Origin of the sequence: Leclercia tamurae, from assembly GCF_025566055.1 — a bacterium.
GTDB classification, from domain to species: Bacteria; Pseudomonadota; Gammaproteobacteria; order Enterobacterales; family Enterobacteriaceae; genus Enterobacter; species Enterobacter tamurae.
The window spans coordinates 241,375-259,061 of sequence record NZ_JAMHKS010000072.1; the positions used below are offsets into that span (position 1 = coordinate 241,375).

The 17,687-nt window shown below is 56.4% G+C and carries 16 protein-coding genes and 1 tRNA gene; 13 read left to right on the forward strand and 4 right to left on the reverse strand.

Going from position 1 to position 17,687, the window contains the following annotated elements; translation table 11 throughout:
- Positions 1 to 119: 119 nt before the first annotated feature.
- The 8 genes from M8318_RS11395 to M8318_RS11430 all read left to right on the forward strand — a co-directional run bounded on the left by M8318_RS11395 (position 120) and on the right by M8318_RS11430 (position 7,536).
- Entirely contained in the window at positions 120 to 581 is a 462-nt protein-coding gene (locus tag M8318_RS11395; RefSeq protein ID WP_262662649.1) for a GNAT family N-acetyltransferase, read from the forward strand.
- Between the two features lie 65 nt (positions 582 to 646).
- Positions 647 to 979, forward strand: coding sequence for a DUF1294 domain-containing protein (locus M8318_RS11400; protein ID WP_262662651.1), 333 nt, complete (start codon positions 647 to 649; stop codon positions 977 to 979).
- A 58-nt stretch (positions 980 to 1,037) separates the two neighbouring features.
- A complete protein-coding gene (locus tag M8318_RS11405) occupies positions 1,038 to 1,982 on the forward strand; it encodes a bifunctional helix-turn-helix transcriptional regulator/GNAT family N-acetyltransferase (protein WP_262662653.1) in 945 nt (314 codons plus the stop codon).
- Between the two features lie 223 nt (positions 1,983 to 2,205).
- Positions 2,206 to 2,880: an aldehyde dehydrogenase iron-sulfur subunit PaoA gene (paoA, locus tag M8318_RS11410; RefSeq protein ID WP_262662655.1), complete on the forward strand. Its 675-nt coding sequence runs from the start codon at positions 2,206 to 2,208 to the stop codon at positions 2,878 to 2,880.
- On the forward strand, positions 2,877 to 3,833 hold the full coding sequence (locus tag M8318_RS11415) for an FAD binding domain-containing protein (protein WP_262662657.1): 957 nt from the start codon (positions 2,877 to 2,879) through the stop codon (positions 3,831 to 3,833). Before paoA ends, M8318_RS11415 begins: the two co-directional genes overlap by 4 nt.
- Positions 3,830 to 6,028, forward strand: a complete 2,199-nt coding sequence (gene paoC, locus M8318_RS11420; protein WP_262662659.1) for an aldehyde oxidoreductase molybdenum-binding subunit PaoC — start codon at positions 3,830 to 3,832, stop codon at positions 6,026 to 6,028. The genes M8318_RS11415 and paoC overlap by 4 nt, the downstream gene beginning before the upstream one ends.
- A gap of 9 nt (positions 6,029 to 6,037) precedes the next feature.
- Positions 6,038 to 6,973 carry an XdhC family protein gene (locus tag M8318_RS11425; protein WP_262662661.1) on the forward strand — a complete coding sequence of 312 codons (936 nt, stop codon included), beginning with the start codon at positions 6,038 to 6,040 and terminating at the stop codon, positions 6,971 to 6,973.
- Entirely contained in the window at positions 6,973 to 7,536 is a 564-nt protein-coding gene (locus M8318_RS11430) for a nucleotidyltransferase family protein (protein ID WP_262662663.1), read from the forward strand. The genes M8318_RS11425 and M8318_RS11430 overlap by 1 nt, the downstream gene beginning before the upstream one ends.
- Before the next feature lie 63 nt (positions 7,537 to 7,599).
- Here the strand turns inward: M8318_RS11430 and M8318_RS11435 are convergent, their stop codons facing one another.
- Positions 7,600 to 8,511 carry an alpha/beta fold hydrolase gene (locus M8318_RS11435; protein ID WP_262662664.1) on the reverse strand — a complete coding sequence of 304 codons (912 nt, stop codon included), beginning with the start codon at positions 8,509 to 8,511 and terminating at the stop codon, positions 7,600 to 7,602.
- A gap of 92 nt (positions 8,512 to 8,603) precedes the next feature.
- Between M8318_RS11435 and M8318_RS11440 the strand changes: the two genes are divergently transcribed.
- The 3 genes from M8318_RS11440 (at position 8,604) to M8318_RS11450 (ending at position 10,745) form a co-directional block, all read left to right on the forward strand.
- Positions 8,604 to 9,179, forward strand: a complete 576-nt coding sequence (locus tag M8318_RS11440) for a CGNR zinc finger domain-containing protein (RefSeq protein ID WP_262662666.1) — start codon at positions 8,604 to 8,606, stop codon at positions 9,177 to 9,179.
- 72 nt (positions 9,180 to 9,251) lie between these two features.
- Positions 9,252 to 9,818, forward strand: a complete 567-nt coding sequence (locus M8318_RS11445; RefSeq protein ID WP_166181663.1) for a TetR/AcrR family transcriptional regulator — start codon at positions 9,252 to 9,254, stop codon at positions 9,816 to 9,818.
- 450 nt (positions 9,819 to 10,268) lie between these two features.
- Positions 10,269 to 10,745, forward strand: a complete 477-nt coding sequence (locus M8318_RS11450; protein WP_106992061.1) for a nuclear transport factor 2 family protein — start codon at positions 10,269 to 10,271, stop codon at positions 10,743 to 10,745.
- Positions 10,746 to 10,904: 159 nt separating this feature from the next.
- Here M8318_RS11450 and M8318_RS11455 read toward each other — a convergent pair.
- Positions 10,905 to 10,980: transfer RNA gene (locus M8318_RS11455), tRNA-Thr, on the reverse strand.
- A gap of 296 nt (positions 10,981 to 11,276) precedes the next feature.
- On the opposite strand from M8318_RS11455, the gene M8318_RS11460 reads away from it, so the two are divergent.
- A complete protein-coding gene (locus tag M8318_RS11460) occupies positions 11,277 to 13,910 on the forward strand; it encodes a bifunctional diguanylate cyclase/phosphodiesterase (RefSeq protein WP_332018775.1) in 2,634 nt (877 codons plus the stop codon).
- A 30-nt stretch (positions 13,911 to 13,940) separates the two neighbouring features.
- Here the strand turns inward: M8318_RS11460 and proA are convergent, their stop codons facing one another.
- Complete coding sequence (gene proA, locus M8318_RS11465) at positions 13,941 to 15,194, reverse strand: glutamate-5-semialdehyde dehydrogenase (protein WP_262662668.1); 1,254 nt, start codon at positions 15,192 to 15,194, stop codon at positions 13,941 to 13,943.
- 10 nt (positions 15,195 to 15,204) lie between these two features.
- Positions 15,205 to 16,308 (reverse strand): glutamate 5-kinase, encoded by a 1,104-nt coding sequence (gene proB, locus M8318_RS11470; protein ID WP_032616689.1) that lies wholly within the window; start codon positions 16,306 to 16,308, stop codon positions 15,205 to 15,207.
- Positions 16,309 to 16,612: 304 nt separating this feature from the next.
- On the opposite strand from proB, the gene phoE reads away from it, so the two are divergent.
- Positions 16,613 to 17,665 carry a phosphoporin PhoE gene (gene phoE, locus M8318_RS11475; protein ID WP_106995992.1) on the forward strand — a complete coding sequence of 351 codons (1,053 nt, stop codon included), beginning with the start codon at positions 16,613 to 16,615 and terminating at the stop codon, positions 17,663 to 17,665.
- Positions 17,666 to 17,687: the final 22 nt, after the last annotated feature.

The following is a 17,687-nucleotide window of genomic DNA, read 5'->3' on the forward strand; positions in this document are numbered from 1 at the left end:
GTTTCCTTGATAATTGTATACCCAAGTTGGGTACATTTGTATTCAAAAGTTTTTCGTATGAATACGGGTTACCACGCTGTCCTATACTGGCAGCAGAACCTAATCCTGACCCTTTTAAAATGATAACCATCGAAAAATCCAGCCCGACCTCCGCCGACTCGCAGGCACTTATCGAGCAACTCTCCGCTGAGCTGGCCGCGATTACCGGTGACAGCGGTAAAACTCACTTTAACCCTCAGGATGTCTCAGGTGCGCGGGCCGTGTGGGCTGTCGCGAAAGATGAAAACAATTATCCCGTTGGCTGCGGCGCGTTGCGGCCCCTCTCGGACACCACTGCCGAACTCAAGCGGATGTTCTCTTCCCGCGCTTATCCGGGCACGGGGGCAGCGCTGCTCGCCTGGCTTGAAGAGGCGGCGCGAACGATGGGCTATAGTGAGCTGTGGCTGGAGACGCGAAAGATTAACACCCGTGCCGTGCAGTTCTACCTGAAGCACGGCTATAGACAGATAGACAACTATGGCCCCTATGTCGGGCGTGAAGAGGCGATCTGTCTGGCAAAACGGTTACCGGACCAGGCCTGATTACTCTCCCGCCAGAATCACGTATCATTGCCCTCCCCTGTTTTCGCTCATGCCATTACTGTCCTATGAATCTCAATTCCCTCTGTTATTTTCTTCTGGTCCTTACCGCGGTGGGCAGCACCCTGCTGCCACACCCTTTGTCGACGTGGTTTGTGCTTGCCAGCGTGCTAACGATGCTCATCTACGGCGCAGACAAACTGGCGGCCCGCAAAGCCTGGCGCCGGGTACCTGAGTCGACATTGCTGCTATTTGGCGTGGTGGGCGGATGGCCTGGGGCGATCCTCGGCCAGCAGCTGTTTCGCCATAAAACCCAGAAACAGCCGTTCAGAACGTACTTTATGATCACGGTGGTAGTGAACGTCGTGCTGCTGCTGGCAGCCTGGCGGTTCTGGCCCTGATTGACAGCCTCTTGTGAAAATGGTTGTATAGTACAACCAATTACACAGATTAAGGTTAATGATGGCTGACTCGTCGATTGTTGAAGAAATTCGTATCTCGTCGCGCCTGATGGTGCGGGAACTCGGATTCATGAATCACACCCTGGCGGCAACGGACTACTCCCCTTCTGTGGTGCATACCCTACTGGAAATGGAGAGCCGGGGCTCAATGACGGCAGCCCAGATAGTGCAGGTTCTGGGGCTTGAGAAATCCAGCGTCAGTCGGATGCTCGCAAAATTGATTAAGGCCGGCGAGCTGGAAGAAACCCCCTCCACGGAAGATGCGCGGTTCAAGCAGCTGAGCCTTAGCGCACAGGGCAAAGAAACGGTGCGGAAGATTAATGCCTATGGCAATGAACGCGTCATTTCTGCTCTGCAAAAAATGGACGCCAGCCAGCAGCGCGTTGTTTCCGAGGGGCTTGGCTTCTATGCCAGCGCCCTGAAAGCCTGCCGCGATGATGCCGACCTGAACACCAGGAGCGCCATCGAGATTGTCTCTGGCTATCACCCGGGCATGATTGGCCGCATAACGGAAATGCACGGCAGCTTTTATGCTCGCGAACACCATTTCGGCAGTTTCTTTGAGAGTAAGGTCGCCGCGGGACTGGCAGAATTTTCAGGGCGTCTGGATAACCCGGACAATCAAATCTGGCTGGCAATGATCAACGGGCGCATCGTCGGCTCTGTCGCCATTGATGGCGAAGACCTGGGAAACAACGAGGCGCATTTACGCTGGTTTATCCTCGATGACGGCTGTCGCGGCAGCGGCGTGGGCAGAAAGCTGATTGCCGAAGCGATGAAATTTTGCGATGAGAAGGCGTTTTCTGCGGTTCAGCTGTGGACCTTCAATAAACTGGCGGCGGCAAGGCGTCTGTATGAGTCATTCGGTTTTGAACTCGCGAAAGAGTGGCAAGGCGATCAGTGGGGTAGCTCCATCACCGAGCAGCAGTTTACGCGCAGATAAGTCATTCACAGGCCGGGTAAGCGTAGCGTCACCCGGCGTATGAGCTGGGCCGGCCTTCACCACCTCCCCTTTCCCCCTGCCCACTTATCAAATAGCCTCATAACAGCATTCACGATTTAAGAGTAATCCCACCCCCATCGCCGTCTATGCTTAACGTTTAAAAATCAGACGACACAGTCGCACCCTCTTTCTTTTTTATCCCCTTAAATACCGGAGGCCTGGCATGAGCAACCAAGGCGAATACCCTGAAGATGGTCAGTCGCACGATTTCAGCCTGTCCCGACGGGATCTGATAAAAGTCAGTGCCGCCGCGGCGGCGACTGCGGCCGTTTACCCCCATGGCGCACTGGCCGAGGGCGAGCCCGCGGTCACGCCCCCACCTGAGATCCTGCCCCTGACGCTGCGCGTTAACGGCAAAAGTCAGCAACTTGAGGTGGATACACGCACTACCCTGCTGGATGCGCTGCGCGAGAATTTGCAGCTTACCGGCACCAAAAAAGGCTGTGATCATGGCCAGTGCGGGGCCTGTACCGTGCTGGTGGATGGCCGCCGGATCAACGCCTGCCTGACGCTGGCTGTCATGCATCAGGATGCCGAGATCACCACCATCGAAGGACTGGGTACGCCTGACAATCTGCATCCCATGCAGGCGGCATTTATCAAACATGATGGTTTCCAGTGCGGCTACTGCACATCAGGGCAAATCTGTTCTTCTGTCGCGGTCCTGAAAGAGATCGAGGCGGGCATTCCCAGCCACGTTACGCTCGATCTGGTCTCCCCTCCACAAATGAATGCGGATGAAATTCGCGAACGCATGAGCGGCAATATCTGTCGCTGCGGCGCGTACGCCAACATTCTGGACGCCATTGAAGACGCTGCGGGGGAGCTTAAATCATGAAAGCCTTCACCTATGAACGGGTAAAAACCCCGGCCGAGGCCGCTGCCAGCGCCCGGGATAAAAGCGGCGCAAAATTTATCGCCGGTGGCACTAATTTGCTCGATCTGATGAAGCTGGAGATCGAGACTCCTACCCATCTGATCGATGTGAACGGTCTTGGCCTCGACAGCATTGACGCCACCGACGAGGGCGGGCTGCGCATCGGCGCGCTGGTGCGAAACACCGATCTGGCTGCCGACGAGCGCGTGCGCCGTGACTATGGTGTGCTTTCCCGGGCGCTACTTGCGGGCGCTTCCGGGCAGCTCCGAAACCAGGCCACCACGGCCGGTAATCTTCTACAGCGTACCCGCTGCCCCTATTTTTACGACACCAACCAGCCCTGCAATAAACGCCTTCCCGGCAGCGGCTGCGCGGCACTTGAGGGTTTTAGTCGTCAGCACGCGGTCGTGGGCGGTAGCCAGGCCTGTATTGCCACCCATCCCGGCGATATGCCTGTCGCGATGCGCCTGCTGGATGCGGTAGTGGAAACCATTTCCGCTGACGGCAAAGCGCGCAATATCCCGCTGGCCGACTTTTATCGCGCCCCGGGGAAAACGCCCCATATTGAAACCGTTCTGACGCCAGGGGAGCTGATCACCGCCGTCACCCTGCCGCCGCCCGTGGGTGGGCAGCACATCTATCGTAAAGTCCGCGATCGCGCCTCCTACGCCTTTGCGCTGGTATCGGTCGCCGCAATTGTCCAGCCCGACGGCAGCGGACGCGTCGCCCTGGGCGGCGTGGCCCATAAGCCATGGCGGGTTGAGCAGGCCGATGCGCAACTCCCTCAGGGCGCCCAGGCCGTCTATGACGCGTTGTTTGCCGACGCGCACCCGACGCCTGAAAACGCGTTCAAATTAACCCTGGCGAAGCGAACGCTTGCCTCCGTGCTGACCGAAGCGAGGGCTCAGGTATGAAATTCGATAAACCCGCAGGGGAAAACCCGATCGATCGCTTAACGGTGGTCGGTCAGCCCCGCGACCGTATTGACGGTGCATTAAAAACCACCGGCACGGCACACTACGCCTACGAGTGGCATGATAAGGCGCCCAATGCGGCCTATGGCTATGTCGTTGGATCGGCGATCGCCAAAGGCGAGATCGCTACCATCGATACCCAGGCTGCGAAAAACGCGCCGGGCGTGCTAACGGTAATCACCGCCAGTAATGCAGGCGAGCTCGGCAAAGGCGAAAGAAACGCGGCTACGCTGTTGGGTGGCCCGAAGATAGAGCACTACCATCAGGCCGTTGCGCTGGTGGTGGCAGAGACCTTTGAGCAGGCCCGGGCGGCAGCGTCGCTGGTGCAGGTTAGCTACCGGCGTGAAAAAGGATCGTACTCGCTGGCGGATGAAAAACCCGCCGTCAAACAGCCTCCCGAGGATACGCCCGATAAAAACACCGGGGATTTTGAATCCGCCTTTTCCACCGCCGCGGTGAAGCTGGATGCCACCTACACCACTCCCGATCAGAGCCATATGGCAATGGAGCCGCACGCCTCGATGGCCACCTGGGAGGGCGATAAGGTGACAGTCTGGACCTCCAACCAGATGGTGGCCTGGTGCCGCACCGATCTGGCGGAGACCCTGAAGATCCCAGAAGAGAATGTGCGGGTCATCTCGCCGTATATCGGCGGCGGCTTTGGCGGGAAGTTGTTCCTGCGTAGCGATGCGCTGCTGGCCGCGCTGGCCGCCCGCGCCATAAAACGCCCGGTTAAGGTGATGCTGTCGCGACCGACGATCCCCAATAACACCACCCACCGTCCGGCTACCATTCAACATATCCGTATTGGCACTGACAGCACCGGGAAAATTACCGCCATCGCGCATGACAGCTGGTCCGGCAATCTGCCCGGCGGTACACCGGAGACGGCGGTGCAGCAGACGGAACTGCTCTACGCTGGCGCGAATCGCCATACCGGCCTGCGGCTGGCCAAACTGGATCTGCCGGAGGGCAACGCCATGCGCGCCCCTGGCGAAGCACCGGGTATGATGGCGCTGGAGATCGCCATCGACGAGCTGGCGGAAAAAGCGGGCGTCGATCCGGTTGAGTTTCGCATCCTCAATGACACCCAGGTCGATCCGGCCGATCCCAGTCGGCCTTTTTCACGCCGTCAGCTGATCGAGTGCCTGCGCACCGGCGCGGAAGAGTTTGGCTGGAAACAGCGCAACGCGACGCCCGGCCAGGTGCGCGACGGTCGCTGGCTGGTGGGTATCGGCATGGCCGCCGGTTTTCGTAATAACCTGTTGGATAAATCCGCCGCCCGGGTGCATCTCGACGCGGCCGGGAACGTGACGGTCGAAACCGACATGACCGACATCGGCACCGGGAGCTATACCATCATCGCCCAGACGGCGGCAGAGATGCTGGGCGTCCCGCTGGAAAAAGTGACGGTTCACCTCGGTGATTCAAGCTTCCCGGTCTCCGCCGGGTCAGGCGGGCAATGGGGCGCGAATACCTCTACCTCGGGGGTATACGCCGCCTGCGTGAAGTTACGCGAAAGCATTGCCACGACGCTGGGCTTTGATCCCAACCAGGCGCAGTTTAGCGACGGCAAGATAACGACTGATATACGTAGCGCGGACATTGCCGAGGCTGCCGCCAACGGCACGCTGACCGCCGAGGACGGTATCGAGTTCGGCGATCTGGATAAGCAGTATCAGCAGTCAACCTTTGCCGGACACTTTATCGAGGTGGGCGTGGACAGCGCGACCGGGGAAGTGCGGGTGCGCCGGATGCTCGCGGTGTGCGCGGCCGGACGCATCCTTAACCCGAAAACCGCCCGTAGCCAGGTTATCGGTGCGATGACCATGGGGCTGGGCGCGGCACTGATGGAAGAGCTGGCGGTGGATACCCGACTGGGCTATTTCGTCAACCACGATATGGCCGGGTATGAAGTCCCGGTCCATGCCGATGTTCCCGAGCAGAAGGTCATTTTCCTCGATGACACCGACCCCATCTCCTCGCCGATGAAAGCCAAAGGCGTGGGTGAGCTGGGCCTGTGCGGCGTGGGCGCGGCCATTGCCAATGCGGTCTATAACGCGACGGGGGTAAGAGTCCGGGACTATCCCATCACCCTGGATAAGCTGCTCAGCAACCTGCCGGACGCGGTTTAAGGAGGAACCATGCCCCAACTTTTTAATCTGGCGGACGATCTGCGCCGGACGCCGGAACGGGCGTTTCTGACCGACGACAGCCGGGAGATAATGCGCTTCGCGGTAGAGACGCTGATGTCCGGCCAGCAGGCGGCGCTGGTGATGCTGACGGAGATACGCGGCGGCGCGGCGCGATCCCTGGGGGCGCAGATGGTGGTGCGTGAGGATGGCCAGTACTGTGGCTTTGTCTCCGGGGGCTGCGTCGAAGCGGCAGCGGCGTTTGAAGCGCTGGAGGTCATCGCGACAGGAGAGGATCGCGAGGTGCGTTACGGTCAGGGCTCGCCCTGGTTCGACCTCGTCCTGCCCTGCGGCGGGGGGATTACGCTTGCCATTCATAAGCTGCGTTCGGCGCAGCCGCTGCTGGCGGTGCTGAACCGCCTTGAGCAGCGCCAGCCCGCCGGGTTGCGCTACGTCCCGCAGACCCAAACCCTCACCTGCCTGCCTGCCCCAACCCGAACCGGCTGGCATAACAACGGCATTGAGACGGGATTCCACCCTTGCGTGCAGGTGCTGATCCACGGGGGGTCCATCGAAGCGCAGGCCACGGCTGACCTCGCGGCGGCCGCCGGGTATGACATTTGTCATTTCGATCCCTTCTCGGGTCACCCTGCTTCGCAGATTGATGCTGACACGGCGGTGATCCTGCTGTGGCACGATCTTCACCGGGAACTGCCCGTTCTGCAGGCCGCCCGCGACGCGAACCCCTTTTACATCGGCGCGCTGGGCAGCCAGCGAACCCATATGCAGCGGCGGCAAAAGCTGAGTGAGCTGGGCTGGAGGGAGGAAGAGATAGACCGCATCAAGGCGCCGATCGGCATCTTCCCGAAAGCCCGGGATGCGCGCACCCTGGCGCTGTCCGTTCTGGCAGACGTGGCCGCAGCGCGCCTGCATCGGGACGAAGGCTAATGTCCTCGCCGGTTGTGCTTATTCTCGCCGCCGGACGTGGCGAACGCTTTCTCGCTTCGGGGGGCAAAACCCATAAGCTGGATGCGCTGTTGGGCGGCCAAACCGTGCTGGCACATGTCATTCAGGCGGTAGACGCTGCGCATCTGCCCTGGCATCTCGTCAGGCCCGAGGGCGGCACTTCTGGCATGGGGGAGTCGATCTCACTTGGGGTGCAGGCGACGGCTGAGGCGTCGGGGTGGTTGATTTTGCCTGCGGATCTGCCGCTGATCCAGCCTGCCTCTTTGCTGAGTGTCGCTGAAGGGCTTAAGGATAAAGTGGTCGTTGTGCCTCATCACCAGCAGCAGGCGGGGCACCCGGTGGGGTTTCGGCGGGAATATGGCGAGGCGTTGCGAGGGTTGAATGGAGACAGGGGCGCAAGGGAGATAGTCATGGGTGCGCGCAGTCAGGAAGATGTCCTGGATCTTGCGCTGGCGGATTATGGGATTACGTTTGATATCGATACGCTGGCAGATTTACGGACAGCGCAGGAAGTAGGGTACGTAACCTCCGACGTTCCTGACTGAGACGGTTTTAACTACCCCTATCCAGGGTAGTTGAATTCAATTTCAATCTGATTGGCCAGTCCGTTAATTTGACTGGCGGATATGCCGGTCAAGAAAATCACGCACGTCGTCACCTATCTCTTGAGCATGCGTTTCAAGTGCGAAGTGGCCGGTGTCATAAAAGTGTATTTCAGCTTCAGGCAGATCACGTTTCCAGGCTTCAGCTCCCGCGGCCATGAAAAACGGATCGTTTTTTCCCCATACGGCTAATAACGGAGGCAGATACTGGCGGAAATAGTGCTGAAACAGCGGGTACATCTGCACGTTAGAGGCATAATCCAGTAACAGATCCAGCTGAATATCTGTATTACCCGGCCGTACTACCTGCATCCCTTCAAGCGTATAACCATCAGGTGAAACCAGACTCTGATCGGCAACCCCTTCCAGATACTGCCATTTGATTGAAGCTGGCGTCGGGAATTCACTCAGCGAACGTCGGTTTTCAGAAGTGGGTTCGCGCCAGTATTTCTGTATAGGTGCCCAGGCCTCTCCCAGGCCCTCTTCGTAGGCATTGCCATTCTGGGAAATAAGGGCTGTCACGCGCTGCGGATGGGCTAACGCCAGACGCCATCCGACAGGTGCCCCATAGTCGTGGACCATCAGAGCATAGCTATCGAGATTGAGCGCTTCGGTAAACTGCTCAATGGTCTTAGCAAGCTGGTCAAAGGTATACGCATATTCACCTCGTGCTGGCGCCTCGGTAAAACCAAAGGCCGGCAAATCTGGCGCGATGAGATGATACCGATCGGCCAGCTGAGCAATAAGGTCACGGAACATAAATGATGAGCCCGCGAAGCCGTGAAGCATTAGCAATACAGGTGCTGCCGGATCGCCTGCTTCCCGGTAGAAAACGTTAACATCGCCTGACTGTTTATAGCGGTAATGGATCTGCGTAGCTGGCGAGGCAGATACGTTCTCTGTAGTGGAAGTGGTCATGATAAACCCTTTGTAACCGTTAAAGCGATAATTTGAAGGTTACACGCAAATTTGGTAACCTGTCAAAATGATTTTATGAGTTACGAGTAATTATGGAATTCAAACAACCTCCCTCTCAGCCTCTCTTCCTTGCCGATAACCTCGCACTGGATTTTATTAACAGTGAATATGGGACAGGTGATGAGCGGCATGATTGTTTTGAAGACAATCTCAGCGTCATCGTCTGGCTGGAAACGGCGGGCCTGGTGCCGAAAGGCACTGAAGCACCCGATGACTTACTGGCTGAAGCCCGTCAGCTGCGCGACGCCGCCAGAGCAGTGGTCCACGCCGCGATGAACTCCGTTGCGGCTAACCTGACGGTGATTAACAAGGTGCTGCAAGCCGGGCGTCCTGAGATTGGGCTGCAATGGGATGAAAATACACAGCGATACCGTGTTGATGTCTGTTCCGACGCGCATAGCTCTGCGGGGCTGCTCTGGCCCGTTGCTGATGCCCTGGTGAAACTGGTCACGGATGACAAGTTTGAATACGTGAGACAGTGTGAAGCACATAACTGTATTTTACTTTTTCAGGATTTGAGCAAATCGCATCGCCGCCGCTGGTGCAGTATGGCGACGTGCGGCAATCGCATGAAAGTGGCGGCCTACCGCAACAGAAAGGGTTCATAGCGATTCTGGTCGCCTGTGTTTGTCAGATGACGCGCACTTGACCGAGGAGAACGATCGTTCTACTATTAACCCATGAACAAAAACACGACTGATACCCGAGAAAAAATTCTCGCGACCGCTGAACAGCTCATTTACCAGAACGGTATTCATGCCACCGGGATGGATCTGCTTGTAAAGACTTCAGGTGTGGCACGCAAAAGTATTTATCGCTATTTCGCCAACAAAGACGAAGTGGCGGCAGCCGCGCTGAACGCACGGGATGTACGCTGGATGGAATGGTTCAGGACTGAGTGCGACAAAGCGGATACGCCGCAGGAACGCATCCTGAATATGTTCACCGTGCTCAAAGGATGGTTTGAGTCAGAGGGCTATCGCGGGTGCGCATTCATCAACACCGCGGGCGAAGTGGGTGACAGTGCCGATCCCGTTCGCCAGATTGCCAGACTGCATAAACAAAAAATCCTGGATTATGCCCTTGAACTTACCGGACAGCTGAATATTGAGCACTCCTCAGCACTGGCAAGGCAGTTGCTGTTATTGATTGAAGGTGCCATCACCATGTCACGCGTTATGGGCGATTACAGCGCCGCAGATGATGCCAAAGATATTGCTCAGCTATTACTAAAACAGGTCTCATAATAGAGACCTGAATTCCAGAGATAAAATATTCACTAAATATCCAGTATTACTGGAGGCTTTGACACATATGTGATTAATTTAATTCCACACTATGCCATGAAATATTAATACCCTGCATCTACTTTTATTATCGTTAATTCACACTTAACGATAGATAGCGTATTCTGTTTTTCCTTCCCCTTACTTCCACCTCTCATAAAAGCTTATAATTCAGCACCTTAAAACCCTATTGAGAGGTTTTTTTTATTATTTAACTATTTTTATAAAGACTACCTTGACGAGGTAGAACGATCGTTCTACCATCAATTCATAGACACAACGTTCCCTCTAAAAATGAATGTCAGCGCTAATGGACAATGCTGAACCATCAAATAACAGGGGAGGAATTTATGTCTGAGTTTCGTAAAGCAGGATCATACCCATCCACCCAAATTTACAGGAGTCTTTACCATGTCTGATGCACAAATCCGTCCACCGCTTCCGCCGTTTACCCTTGAATCAGCGATTGAAAAAGTAAGGCTTGCTGAAGATGGCTGGAACAGCCGCGATGCTGAAAAGGTCTCGCTGGCCTATTCTCTGGATACCAAATGGCGTAACCGCGCAGAATTTGCCAATAATCGCGAAGAAGCCAAAGGATTCCTTGAGCGCAAATGGAAAAAGGAACTCGAGTACCGTCTTATTAAAGAATTATGGGCATTTGGCGGCAACCGCATTGCAGTCAGATATGCCTACGAGTGGCGCGATGATTCAGGTAACTGGTTCCGTTCTTACGGCAACGAGAACTGGGAATTCGGCGAAGATGGTCTGATGCAACGTCGTTTCGCGTGTATCAATGATATGCCCATCAAGGAAAGCGAGCGCAAGTACCACTGGCCGCTGGGGCGTCGTCCGGACGATCATCCAGGGTTATCGGAACTGGGCCTGTAACGTCCCGGTTTATTCCGTAAAGCCCGGCTACCGTCCTGGTCGGGCGCTTGTTTATTCCTCTACCGATATGATTTTCAGAATGTAAATAATGCCCTGGGCTTATAAAGTATTGATAAGCCTGACGTTGGTGAACTTGAGCAGACGTTGAGAGATGCTGAGTGGTGCCGATAATAGGAGTCGAACCTACGACCTTCGCATTACGAATGCGCTGCTCTACCAACTGAGCTATATCGGCTTTCAGGAGAGGTACTACGATGTAAAAGGGTAAGAAAAAGCGCCCACCTCGTCAACCCCTCACCTTTTAGTCGTTGATTTTTACACCAATCCGCCTGTAAACCCTACAAATAAAAAGCCTATTCTCGCCTTTCTTCACATTTTGCGGCTATATGCCCACGTCGGAGAGGCCATCTCTCCCCGTTTCCCTCCAGGATCGGCTATCTTCAGTTTTACATTCTGAAATAAAGCCCCGCCAGAACAGGTCGATACTAATTCTAATCGGAACACAGAAATGCCTGAGAGAGTGGGTAAATAATGCATAAATTTTTTGTCACCGATGATATATCCGGCACGGATCTGGAGCCGAAAAGAACGGCGACCTTTATCAAACGTGCCCTGCTGCTGATGGTTGCCCTGCTGTCAGGGCTATTTCTCATCGCCATCATCGCGCTGCTGACGATTGTGCAAAACATCAATCAGGACAGCGATAAGCACAGTGCCATGCTGCTGGAAAAGGCGATCCATAACCGCGTCGATACGCTCACCACCCATGTCAAAGACTACGCCTGGTGGGGCGAAGCCTACCAGCATCTTCACCCTCGGGTGGATACCGACTGGGCGTACACCCGGCAGAACATGGGTGCCACGCTGTGGCGCGATTTTGAGTACGAAGGGCTGTTCGTCGTGGACGGCAGCGGGCAGACCCGTTACAGCGTGATCGACGGCAAACTGGTGACAGGCTCGCTGCAAACCTGGCTGGGAGACGATCCTCTGCCCGAGCTGCTGCAGAAAATAGCCCAACCGGACGCCATGCCGGTGTCCAGTACGGTGGTGATGAAGGGCGGACATCCGGCGCTGGTGGCGGCGGCACGCATCACCACGGGTGACGACATGAGTATCCCTGTTGCTCCCGGCCCGGCCTCCGTGCTGGTCTTCGTTGACGTGCTGGATACCCGTAAGCTCAGCGCGCTGGGTGAAGAGTACGGTATCAATCAGACCCGCGTGCAGCACAAGGGCGCCGCGAAACTGGCAGGGCGACGCGGAGTGGCAACCCTTCCCATTGATGGCCAGCAAATCACCTTTGAATGGAAAAGCGATAACCCTGGGCGGGAACTGCTGCGCTATATTCTGCCGCTGTTGATCCTGCTGGCGCTCTGCACCGCGATCCCCGGCCTGATACTGGGCCGCAACACGCTCAAAAAGGCGCGGATGTATGATGAAAACACCTATCTGCTGGCCCAGAACCGTCTGGCGCTCACCGCCAGCGAACGCCGTTTTCGTGACGTCGCCGAGGCGACCACGGACTGGATCTGGGAGACCGATCCCGAGCTGCGTTTTACCTGGCTTTCCGAGCGTTTTCCTGGCATTACCGGGCACAGCATATCAGCCTGGATCGGCCACCCGCTGAGCGAGTTAATGTCCGCAGAAAACCAGTCGCTGGCGGAGTGGATCACCCTGCCTGGCCAGACGGGTCATCGCCGCCTGCTGCACTGCCGCTATCTCTCCGCAATGGGCCACCAGCGCTACTGCCATATTGCGATCAAACCGGTTATCACCCCGGAAGGGATAACCGGCTACCGGGGCACCGCCACGGATGTCACGCTGGAGGTCGAGGCTCAGGCGCGCGTGGAGTATCTCTCCCGCCACGACGAGCTGACCGGGCTGCCCAACCGGGTGCGGATGCGCGAATTTCTGGAGGGTAAACTGCGGGCGCAGCCGACGCAGATGCACCCGCTGGCGATGCTTAGCCTCGATCTCGATAAGTTTAAGCCGGTCAACGATCTGTTCGGTCACGGGGCCGGGGATATCGTGCTGCATGAGGCCTCGGCCAGGCTCCGGCACTGTATCCGCGATTACGATCTGGTGGCGCGCCAGGGCGGAGACGAGTTTATTCTGGTTATCTCCGACATTCATGACCGGCGGTACATTGATACCCTGTGTGAACGTATTATTGCCGAGCTGACCCGCCCATTCCTGATCAACGGGAATGAGATCGTGATCGGGGCCAGCATCGGGATAGCTATGGCGCCGCACGATGCCGTCGATGCGGGCGAACTCCTGCGCTTCTCGGACATCGCGCTGTACAAAGCCAAAAGCACCGGGCGCAACAGGTGGGTGTTCTATATGCCCGAAATGGCTGAGCAGATGGTGCAGCGCCGGGAGATGGAAGAGAGCCTGCGCGACGGCATTAAAAAAGAGCAGTTCCGTCTGGTTTACCAGCCGCGTTACGGCCATGACCTGTCGCGGATCATCGCCGTGGAGGCGTTAATCCGCTGGGATCACCCAGAGCTTGGCCTGATCATGCCGGATCAGTTTATTTCGCTGGCCGAAGAGACCGGGCTGATCATTCCGCTCAGCGACTGGGTGCTGAAGACCGCCTGTCGGGATGCACAGCAGTCCCTGCACGGTCTCTCGGTCTCGGTGAATATCTCTGCCGTCGAGTTCCAGTCCTGGCAGGTGGTGGATCGTATCAAGGATGCGCTGCAGATCTCACAGTTAGATCCGGCCCGGCTGGAGATCGAAATCACCGAAAACGCCACCCTGTGGAACCCGGAAAACAGCCTTGAAATCATGCTGGCGCTGAAGAAGCTGGGCGTGAAGCTGCTGATGGATGATTTCGGGACCGGCTACTCCTCCCTGAGCTATCTGCGCAATTTCCCGTTCGATGGCATCAAGCTGGATAAGTCCTTTATCGACGGCATGCCGGATAGCGACAGCGCCAACACTATCGTTGAAAACATTATCGGCCTGGGTAAAGCGTTCTCGCTGAGTATTACCGCTGAAGGGGTAGAGACCGAAGGCCAGCTGCAGAAGCTGATGATGATGAAGTGCGATGAAACTCAGGGCTATTTAATCAGCAGGCCGCTCAGCCTGACGGCGTTACAGGAGCAAATTGCCACGCTGGACTCGGCGGCACAGGAAAGAATTGAACAGAATTCACAAGGATAGCGCGGGCAGCAGATGCCGCCCGCACAGGGATTACGCCCGAATGGTATCGTCGCCGAAGCCAACCCACTTGTAGGTGGTTAAGGCTTCCAGCCCCATCGGGCCGCGCGCGTGCAGCTTCTGGGTGCTGACCGCCACTTCGGCGCCGAGGCCAAACTGGCCGCCGTCGGTAAAGCGGGTGGAGGCGTTGACGTACACGGCAGACGAGTCCACTTCGTTCACAAAGCGGTTGGCGTTGCTCAGGGTGCGGGTAAGAATCGCGTCCGAGTGCTGAGTGCCATGGGCACGAATATGGGCGATGGCGTCGTCCAGATCGGCAACCACTTTCACGTTCAGGTCCAGCGACAAAAATTCGTCGTCATACTGCTCTGCATTCACTTCCTCAACCTTCGCCGGGCCCGCTTTCAGCAGCGTCAGCGCACTGGCATCGGCGTGCAGGGTGACGCCACTCTGCGCCATCTGCTGGCTCAATGCAGGCAGGAAGCGTTCGGCGATAGCCTGATGCACCAGCAGCGTCTCCACCGTGTTACAGGTGCTCGGACGCTGGGTTTTGGCGTTGACGATGATCTTCAGGGCCGGTTCGATCTCAGCAGTCTCATCGACAAAAATATGGCATACGCCGATACCGCCGGTGATCACCGGGATGGTCGACTGCTCGCGGCACAGCTTGTGCAGCCCTGCCCCGCCACGCGGGATCAGCATGTCGATGTATTTGTCCATCCGCAGCATCTCGTTGACCAGGGCACGATCCGGGCTTTCAATCGCCTGTACCGCACCGGCCGGCAGGCCGCACTCTTCCAGCGCCTGCTGGATCACTTTTACCGTTGCAGCATTGGTACGCCAGGTCTCTTTTCCGCCGCGCAGAATGGCAGCGTTACCGGTTTTCAGGCACAGCGAGGCGACATCAAGGGTGACGTTAGGTCGCGCTTCGTAGATCACGCCAATTACGCCGAGCGGCACGCGGCGACGTTCAATGCGCAGGCCGCTGTCCAGCAGCCCACCGTCAATCACCTGCCCGACCGGATCGGCCAGGCTGCATACCTGACGCACATCGTCGGCAATGCTTTTCAGGCGCGCGGGGTTTAAGGCCAGGCGATCGAGCATCGCCTCGCTCAGGCCATTGTCGCGCGCTTCGGCTAAATCCTGTTCGTTGGCACGTAAAATCTCTGCGGATTGTGATTCCAGATACTCTGCGATTTTTTCCAGCACGCGGTTTTTCTCGCGGCTGGAAAGGAGCGCCAGTTTGTACGAGGCGGCTTTGGCAGCGGCGCCCATTTGTTCCAGCATGTCCTGCTCCTTAACGGGTGATCATATCGTCGCGATGGACAGCAACCGGGCCATACTCATAACCGAGAATGGCATCGATCTGCTGTGAATGGTGGCCTGCAATACGGCGCAGCGCGTCGCTGTTGTAGCGGCACACGCCGTGGGCAATGTCGCGCCCTTCCAGATTACAGATACGGATCACTTCACCACGGGAGAAGTTGCCTGTCACGTTTTTAATTCCTTTTGGAAGCAATGAGCTGCCTCGTTCCAGAATCGCGGCGGTAGCACCTTCATCAACGGTGATCTCCCCGGCAGGCGGCGCGCCGAAAATCCAGCGTTTGCGGTTTTCCAGCGGGGTGGCTTCGGCGTGGAAACGGGTTCCAACCGAAATGCCTTCCATCACATCGCCAATCACGCCCGGACGGCTGCCGGCGGCGATGATGGTGTCGATACCCGCCCGGCACGCCACGTCGGCAGCCTGCAGTTTGGTGCCCATCCCGCCGGTGCCAAGGCCCGAGACGCTGTCGCCCGCAATGGCACGCAGCGCATCGTCGATGCCTTTCACATCAGTGATCAGTTCGGCCTGCGGGTTGGTGCGTGGGTCAGCGGTAAACAGCCCCTGTTGATCGGTGAGCAGCAGCAGCTTATCCGCACCTGCCAGAATGGCGGCCAGCGCCGAGAGGTTATCGTTGTCGCCAACCTTAATTTCGGCGGTGGCGACCGCGTCGTTTTCGTTAATCACCGGCACGATGTTGTTATCCAGCAGCGCGCGCAGGGTATCGCGGGCATTGAGGAAACGCTCGCGGTCTTCCATATCGGCGCGGGTCAGCAGCATCTGCCCGACGTGGATACCATAGATAGAGAACAGCTGTTCCCAGAGTTGAATCAGTCGGCTTTGTCCGACGGCAGCCAGCAGCTGCTTGGAGGCAATGGTGGCCGGGAGTTCGGGGTAGCCCAGATGCTCACGCCCGGCGGCAATCGCCCCGGAGGTCACAATCACAATACGGTGCCCTGCGGCATGCAGCTGTGCGCACTGGCGCACCAGTTCGACAATGTGGGCGCGATTAAGGCGGCGCGATCCGCCTGTTAATACACTGGTGCCGAGTTTTACCACCAGCGTCTGGCTGTCACTCATGATTCTCTGCCGTTTAACAATAAGGAAAATGATATCAATCAGACTTTTTATCAGGACTGGGGCTCGTTGCCAACCGCCATAACACGCAGGCCAGCACTTTGTTGCGCGGGATCAGGAAGCGTAGCGGCAAAGGTTGACACTTTTATTACTGAAATAAAAAAATACGCTTTTTTAAACTTATTCTGTATTTGTCATAAAACGTTCATTTCAGAACGTTAAAACCCTTCCTGTTTTTTCACGGAACAAAAGCTTTAGCTTGCTGTTCAGCGAATATTAGCGCGTTTATAAGAAACCAGGATTGAAAATGAAAAAGAGTACTCTGGCATTAGTGGTCATGGGCGTTGTAGCAACTTCATCTGTACAGGCAGCCGAAGTATTTAATAAAAACGGCAATAAACTGGACGTGTACGGTAAAGTAAAAGCCATGCATTATCTCAGCGATGATGATGCCAAAGATGGTGATCAGACTTATGTGCGTTTCGGCTTTAAAGGCGAAACCCAGATTAACGAACAGCTGACCGGTTATGGCCGTTGGGAAGCTGAATTCTCCGGCAATAAAGCCGAAAGCGACGCGACACAAAAAACCCGTCTGGCCTTCGCCGGTATCAAGCTGAAAGACTTCGGTTCATTCGACTACGGTCGTAACCTCGGCGCCCTGTACGACGTCGAAGCCTGGACTGATATGTTCCCGGAATTCGGTGGCGACTCCTCCGCGCAGACCGACAACTTCATGACCAAACGCGCCAGCGGCCTGGCTACCTACCGTAATACCGACTTCTTCGGTGCCATTGATGGTCTGGACCTGACCCTGCAATATCAGGGTAAAAACGAAGGCCGTGAAGCGAAGAAACAGAACGGTGACGGTTTCGGTACGGCGCTGACCTATGATTTCGGCGGCAGCGACTTCGCCATCAGCGGCGCCTACACCAACTCTGACCGCACCAATGCCCAGAACCTGCTGGCACGTGGTGAAGGTGAAAAAGCCGAAGCCTGGGGCACCGGTCTGAAATATGACGCCAACAACATTTACCTGGCGACCATGTATACCGAAACACGCAATATGACGCCAATCTCCGGTGGCTTCGCCAATAAAGCACAGAATTTCGAAGCGGTTGCACAATATCAATTTGACTTTGGTCTGCGCCCTTCCCTGGGTTATGTCCAGTCTAAAGGCAAGGATATTGAAGGCATCGGTGATGAAGATATCGTGAAATATATCGACGTCGGCGCGACTTACTATTTCAACAAAAATATGTCCGCGTTTGTTGATTATAAAATCAACCAGATTGATGACGACAATAAACTGGGCGTGAGCAGCGATGATATCGTTGCCCTGGGCATGACCTACCAGTTCTGATTGAGCGAAATAAAAAACCCGG